General features: G+C 77.0%; 4 protein-coding genes. 3 read left to right on the forward strand and 1 reads right to left on the reverse strand.

Annotated elements, in window-relative coordinates; all coding sequences use genetic code 11:
* Positions 1 to 848, reverse strand: an 848-nt coding sequence (locus tag ABZ885_RS34800) for a sugar nucleotide-binding protein (RefSeq protein WP_360197853.1), incomplete at its 3' end; no start/stop codon positions are given.
* A 221-nt stretch (positions 849 to 1,069) separates the two neighbouring features.
* On the opposite strand from ABZ885_RS34800, the gene ABZ885_RS34805 reads away from it, so the two are divergent.
* From ABZ885_RS34805 to ABZ885_RS34815, 3 genes are all read left to right on the forward strand, one after another.
* Positions 1,070 to 2,137 (forward strand): alcohol dehydrogenase catalytic domain-containing protein, encoded by a 1,068-nt coding sequence (locus ABZ885_RS34805; RefSeq protein WP_360197856.1) that lies wholly within the window; start codon positions 1,070 to 1,072, stop codon positions 2,135 to 2,137.
* The gene (locus ABZ885_RS34810) at positions 2,134 to 4,332 is read left to right on the forward strand and encodes a beta-galactosidase (protein WP_360197859.1); all 2,199 of its coding nucleotides are present in this window, start codon (positions 2,134 to 2,136) and stop codon (positions 4,330 to 4,332) included. The genes ABZ885_RS34805 and ABZ885_RS34810 overlap by 4 nt, the downstream gene beginning before the upstream one ends.
* Positions 4,329 to 5,297 (forward strand): ROK family protein (locus tag ABZ885_RS34815; protein WP_360197862.1); only part of this gene is annotated, 969 nt, incomplete at its 3' end. The genes ABZ885_RS34810 and ABZ885_RS34815, both read left to right, overlap by 4 nt.

Consider the following 5,297-nt stretch of genomic DNA (forward strand, 5'->3'; position numbering starts at 1 on the left):
GCGAGCGCGGCGTCCAGGCCGGGGCCGAGCAGGCCGTGCCGGGTGCTGCGCAGCACCAGCCTCGGCGGCCGGCGGACCGGGCCGGACCCCTCCCCCTGCACGGCCACCACCCGGGTCGGCAGGCCCAGGGCCCGCTGGACGCGGGACATCAGCTCGAACCGGGTCACCACGTCGCTGCCGCCGTAGTGCACGACACCCGTGCGGTCCCACAGCCGGGCCAGGGCCGGGCCGAGGCCGGGAAGGTAGACGGGGGCGCAGACCAGGTCCGTGCGGGCGGTGGTCACCGGCCGGGCCAGGCGCGCCAGGAAGGTGTTCGCCCAGGGGCCGCGCCCGAAGACGAGCGGGATCCGCACGACGAGGTGTCCCCCGGCGGCGAGCAGCAGGTCCTCGGCGGCCGCCTTGGTCCTCCCGTAGACGTTGACGGGGGACCGCCGGTCCTCCTCGGTGTAGGTGGGACGGGTGCCGTCGAAGACGTTGTCGCTGGACAGCAGGACCAGCTTCGCGGCCGAGCCCCGCACGGCGTCCAGCAGGACCTCCACGGGGCGCACGTTGAGGCGGTGGGCCAGCTCCGGGTCGGCTTCGGCCGCCTCCAGCGGGACCAGGCCGGCCGCGTGGACGACCAGGTCGAAGCCGTCCGCCGCCAGCGACGCCAACCCCCGTTCGTCGCACAGGTCCTGGTGGACGAGCCCCGGGACGGGACGGGTGGCGAAGGTGCCGACGACCTCGTGGCGGTGCGCCAGGTGGGCCCAGAGCCCGCCGCCCACGAACCCCGACGCTCCGAGCAGCAGGATCCGCAGGCGCGGGTCCGACGGGGCACCGCTCACGTCCGGCTGCCAGGGCATGACCATGACGGGCATTCTAGGGTCTGTCTTCAAACTCCCGCCTGCCGGGCGACGTCTGGGCACGCGCCTCGCCGCGTTGTCGTCGGTCGCCGATACTCCGCATGGACTCCCTCCTCCGCCTTGCGATGCACGCACCCAGACGCCGCCCGGCCCGCCCTCCGGGCGGACGACGGGAGTTTGAAGACAGACCCTACGACAAGCCCGGCACGATCCGGTGGGAGGCCGCGATGAAGGCCGCGATGAAGGCCGTGGTGTTCGAAGGGGCCGGCCGGGCGGGCGTCCGGGACCGCGAACCCCCGCCTTTCGGCTCCGGCGACGTCCTGGTCAAGGTGGCCGTCAGCGGTGTCTGCGGCACGGACCGGGCGATCGTGCTGGGCGAGTTCCCGGCGCTGCGCGGTGTGGTGCTGGGTCACGAGGCGGCCGGCGAGGTGGCCGCGACCGGCCCCGGCGTCGGTTCGGTGGCGCCGGGCGACCGCGTGGTGGTCAACCCGACCTACTACTGCAGCCGCTGCCGCCCCTGCCGCCGGGGCCTGCCGGCGCACTGCGCGGCGAAGGAGGGCCGGGAGGTCGGCGTCGACCGCGACGGGACGATGGCCGGCTTCGCCGTCGTCCCCGAGCACTTCGTCCACCGGCTGCCCGCCGGGGTGTCCTTCCGGCGCGGGGCCCTGGTGGAACCGCTCGCCTGCGTGCTCAACAACCTGAGGGCGGCCCGGCCGCGCTGGGACGACCGGGTGCTCGTGCTCGGTGCCGGCCCCATCGGCGCGCTGTGCGCCATGGTCCTGGCCTCGCGCGGCGCCCGGGTGGCCCTCGCCGAGCGGGACCCGGGAAGGGCGGAGATCGCCCGCGGGCTGCTGCCCCCGACGGTGCGGGTGCAGGCCCCCGAGGAGGCGGCCCGGGCGCGCGGGCCCGCGCCGGACGTGGTCGTCGACACCACGGGCTCGGCGCCCGGCGGCGTCCTGGACGCGGTGGCGCCCGGGGGCACCGTCGTCGTGATGGGCGAGCGGGAGGCCGCCGTCGCCGCCGTCCCGCTGCGGGCCCTGGTGACCAGGGGGATCCGGCTGGTGGGAGCGGGACCGTACCGGCCCGCCGACTTCGAGCTGGCGGTGGAGCTGGCGCGGGACCTCCCGCTCGAACGGCTGGTGACGCACGTGCTGCCGCTCGAACGGTTCACCGAGGCCCTGGCGTTGCTGGCGGTCGCACCGGCCGGTGACGGCGGCGGCGGTGACGGCTACGGCGGTGACGGCTACAGCGCGATGAAGGTCCTGCTCACCCCGGACGGGAGCCCGGTCTCATGAGCGCACCGGACGGCGCACGCCCGTCGTTCGAGGACGGGACGCTCCGCCTGGACGGCCGGCCCCGGTTCCTCATCACCGGCGAGTACCCCTACTACCGTGACGACCACCGGAGGTGGGCGGCCAAGCTGGGCGCCCTGCGCGAGGCCGGCATCGAGGCGGTGACCTGCTACGTCCCCTGGCGGCACCACGAGATCACCCGGGGCGGCCGCCGGCGGTACTGCTTCGACCGGGACGGCAACCGCAACCTCGCCGCCTTCCTGGAGCTGGTCGCGGCGGCCGGCCTTTTCGCCCTGCCGAAGCCTGGCCCGTTCGTCCACGGCGAACTCCCGTTCGGCGGGCTGCCCGACCGGATCAGCCCCACGCTCGCCCCGGACCGGCACGCCGCACGGTCGGCCGACGGACGGCCACTGCCGTACCACCGGTTCACCCTTCCGTCGGCCCTGGACCCCGCCTTCCTGGCGGACGCGACGGGCTGGCTGCACGCCGTCGGCACGTTCCTGCGGCCGTACCTGCACCCGCACGGAGCGGTCGTCGCCGTCCAGATCGGCAACGAGGGGCACTACGGGGAGACCGCCCTCCCGATCGACGCGCTCGACTACTCGCGGCCGGGTGCCGCCGCCTTCGCCCGCTTCACACCCGGCGGAGACCCCCCGGGCGCCGACCCAGCTGGCGCCGGCTCACGTGGCGCCGGCTCACATGGCACCGAGGCACCCGTCCGCCCGGAGCAGCCGGCGGACCCGGACGGCTGGCTCGCGCTGGCCAGGTGGGGCGCCTGGTCGGCCGAGGCGCTCTCCGCCGGGATGGCGCGGCTGGCCGAGGCGATCGGCCCCGGCATCCCCGTCTTCACCACGTACTCCCCGCCGGCGAGGGCCGACCGCGACCCCCGCCGGGCCGCCGGACGGCACGACGCCTGGCTGGCCCGGAACCGGGTCGGCGCACCCGCCGCGCTCCCTCGCGCCTACACCAGCTGGGCGGGCAACGTCCTGACCGACGAGGAGGCCCTGGTCAACTACGTCCTGGCCGCCAAGGGCGGGCGGGGCCCCAACATCGAGGAGAACTGGGGCCTCCGCTGGGCGGACGCGGGCTGTGCCTACCCGGTGGTGCCCGTCCACCACAGCATGCTCGGCGTCGCCTGCGGCGCGACCGGCATCAACGTCTACCCCGCCTGCGCCACTTCGGGCTGGGGCCACCACCTCGCGGTGGACCGCGCCTGGCCGGGAGCGGCCGGCGACCCCGCGCAGTTCGACCCGCCGTACGGGGACGCCGCCCCCGTCCTGACCGACGGCAGCCCCGGACGGTCCTACGCCGCCCTGCAGGTGCTGACCCACTTCCTGGCCGGCCAGCAGGACGTCCTGGCCGTCTCCCGCCCGGAACCCGGCGTGCGCTGGGGCGTCCACCCGCCGTACGCCGCGATCGGCGCCTGGTCCTGGGCGGCCGCCGGGCGCGACCAGGCCGTGCCCGACGCCGGTCTGACCCTGGTGCCCTTCGTCGCCCACTGCCTGCGGCGCAACCTGCCGTTCCGGCTGGAGGAACTGACCGGCCGCACCGCCGTACCCGGCGCAGCCGCCGGGCCACTGGTCGCGGTGTCGGGCCGCTTCATGGAGCGGGCCCTGCAGCACCGGCTCGCGCGGTTCGCCGAGCAGGGCGGGCCGCTCCTCCTGCTCGGCCGGCTCCCCCGCCTCGACGAACACCTGCGCCCCTGCACCGAGCTGGCCGACGCGGCACGGCGGACCGGGGTGCGCACGGTCGCCCCCGGCACGGAGGAGCCGGGGACGGCCGTCGAGGAGTGGCTCGGCGGGATCCCCGGCGCACACCCGCGGCCCCGACCGGGGCCGTGGCTCGAACTGCGCAGGACCACCGCGGATCCCGGGGACGTCCTCGTCTTCCTCTTCAACCGCTCGGACGGACCCCTGCGGGCCCGGACCAGGTGCGGCGGACACCCCGTCGGCGTCGACCTCGTGGCGGGCGGCTGTGCCGCGGTGCGGGTGTCGCACGGACGGTTGGGCGCCTGCTACGTGAAGGGGCTGAACGAGCAGACCGGCGCGGGAGCGCCGGTCCGGGTCCGGGCCGGGCGTGATCTGCTGACCGCCGACCGGCCGTGCGACCTGTCCGCCGTCCGCGGGCCGGCCGGCTTCGCCGTCCGCACGGCAGCGCCGGACGGCGAGGCCCGCGTGCTCCTCCCGGAGGGGCCGTGAACGCCCCGGGCCCGGCCGCCGGCCCGGTGGAGGCCGTCGGCGTGGACGTGGGCGCCACCAAGACCGCCGCGGTGCGGGTGACGGCGGACGGCACGGTGGTGGCGCGGGCCCGCTGCGCCACACCGCGCCGCACGGCGGAGGAACTCGTGGCCGCGATCGGCGGCCTCGTCGCGCAGGTGCGCGGCGAGCGGGTCGCCGCCGTCGGGGTCGGCCTGCCGGGGATGGTCGACGCCTCGACCGGGGCGCTGGCCTTCGCGCCCGGCCTGGACTTCGCGCGGGCCCCGCTCCGCACGCTGATCGCGGACGCGGTGGGACTCCCGGTGGTGGCCGACAACGACGCCAACGTGGCCGCGTGGGCCGAGTACCGCCTAGGAGCGGGGCGCGGGCACGACCACCTGGTGCTGGTGACGCTGGGCACCGGGCTGGGGTGCGGCGTGGTCGTCGCCGGACGCCTGCTCCGCGGCGCGCACGGCTTCGCTGCCGAGGCCAGCCACCTGACGGTCGATCCGCACGGCCCGCCGTGCGAGTGCGGCAGGCGCGGGTGCTGGGGGGTCTCGGCCTCCGGGGCCACCATCGCGCGGCTCGGGCGGCAGGCCGCGGCAGCGCACCCCGAATCGCTGCTGGCGACCCGGCTGACCGGCCGTGACTCCCCCGATGTCGGCGAGGCGGTCACCGAGGCCGCCCGGCACGGCGACGGGCGGGCCCTGGAGATCCTGGACCGGGTGGGCACGCTCACCGGTGTCGGGCTGGCCGCGCTGGCCAACCTGTTCGATCCCGCCGTCATGGTCGTCGGGGGCGGCCCGATCTCCGCGGGAGACCTGCTGCTCGCCCCCGCGCGCACGGCGTTCACGCGCGCCCTCTACTCGCCCGGGGACCGCCCGCCCGTGCCCCTGCTGGCGGCCCGCTTCGCCAACGACGCGGGCGCGATCGGCGCGGCACTGCTGGCGGTCGACGGGCTCCCGGGC

This window comes from Kitasatospora sp. NPDC047058, from assembly GCF_040643935.1.
Taxonomy (GTDB): Bacteria; Actinomycetota; Actinomycetes; order Streptomycetales; family Streptomycetaceae; genus Kitasatospora.

What these genes read in the sequence shown, in the direction of transcription:
- ABZ885_RS34805 (WP_360197856.1), top strand. Translation starts at nt 1,070, where the DNA reads ATGAAGGCCGCGATGAAGGCCGTGGTGTTCGAAGGGGCCGGCCGGGCG.
- ABZ885_RS34810 (WP_360197859.1), top strand. Translation starts at nt 2,134, where the DNA reads ATGAGCGCACCGGACGGCGCACGCCCGTCGTTCGAGGACGGGACGCTC.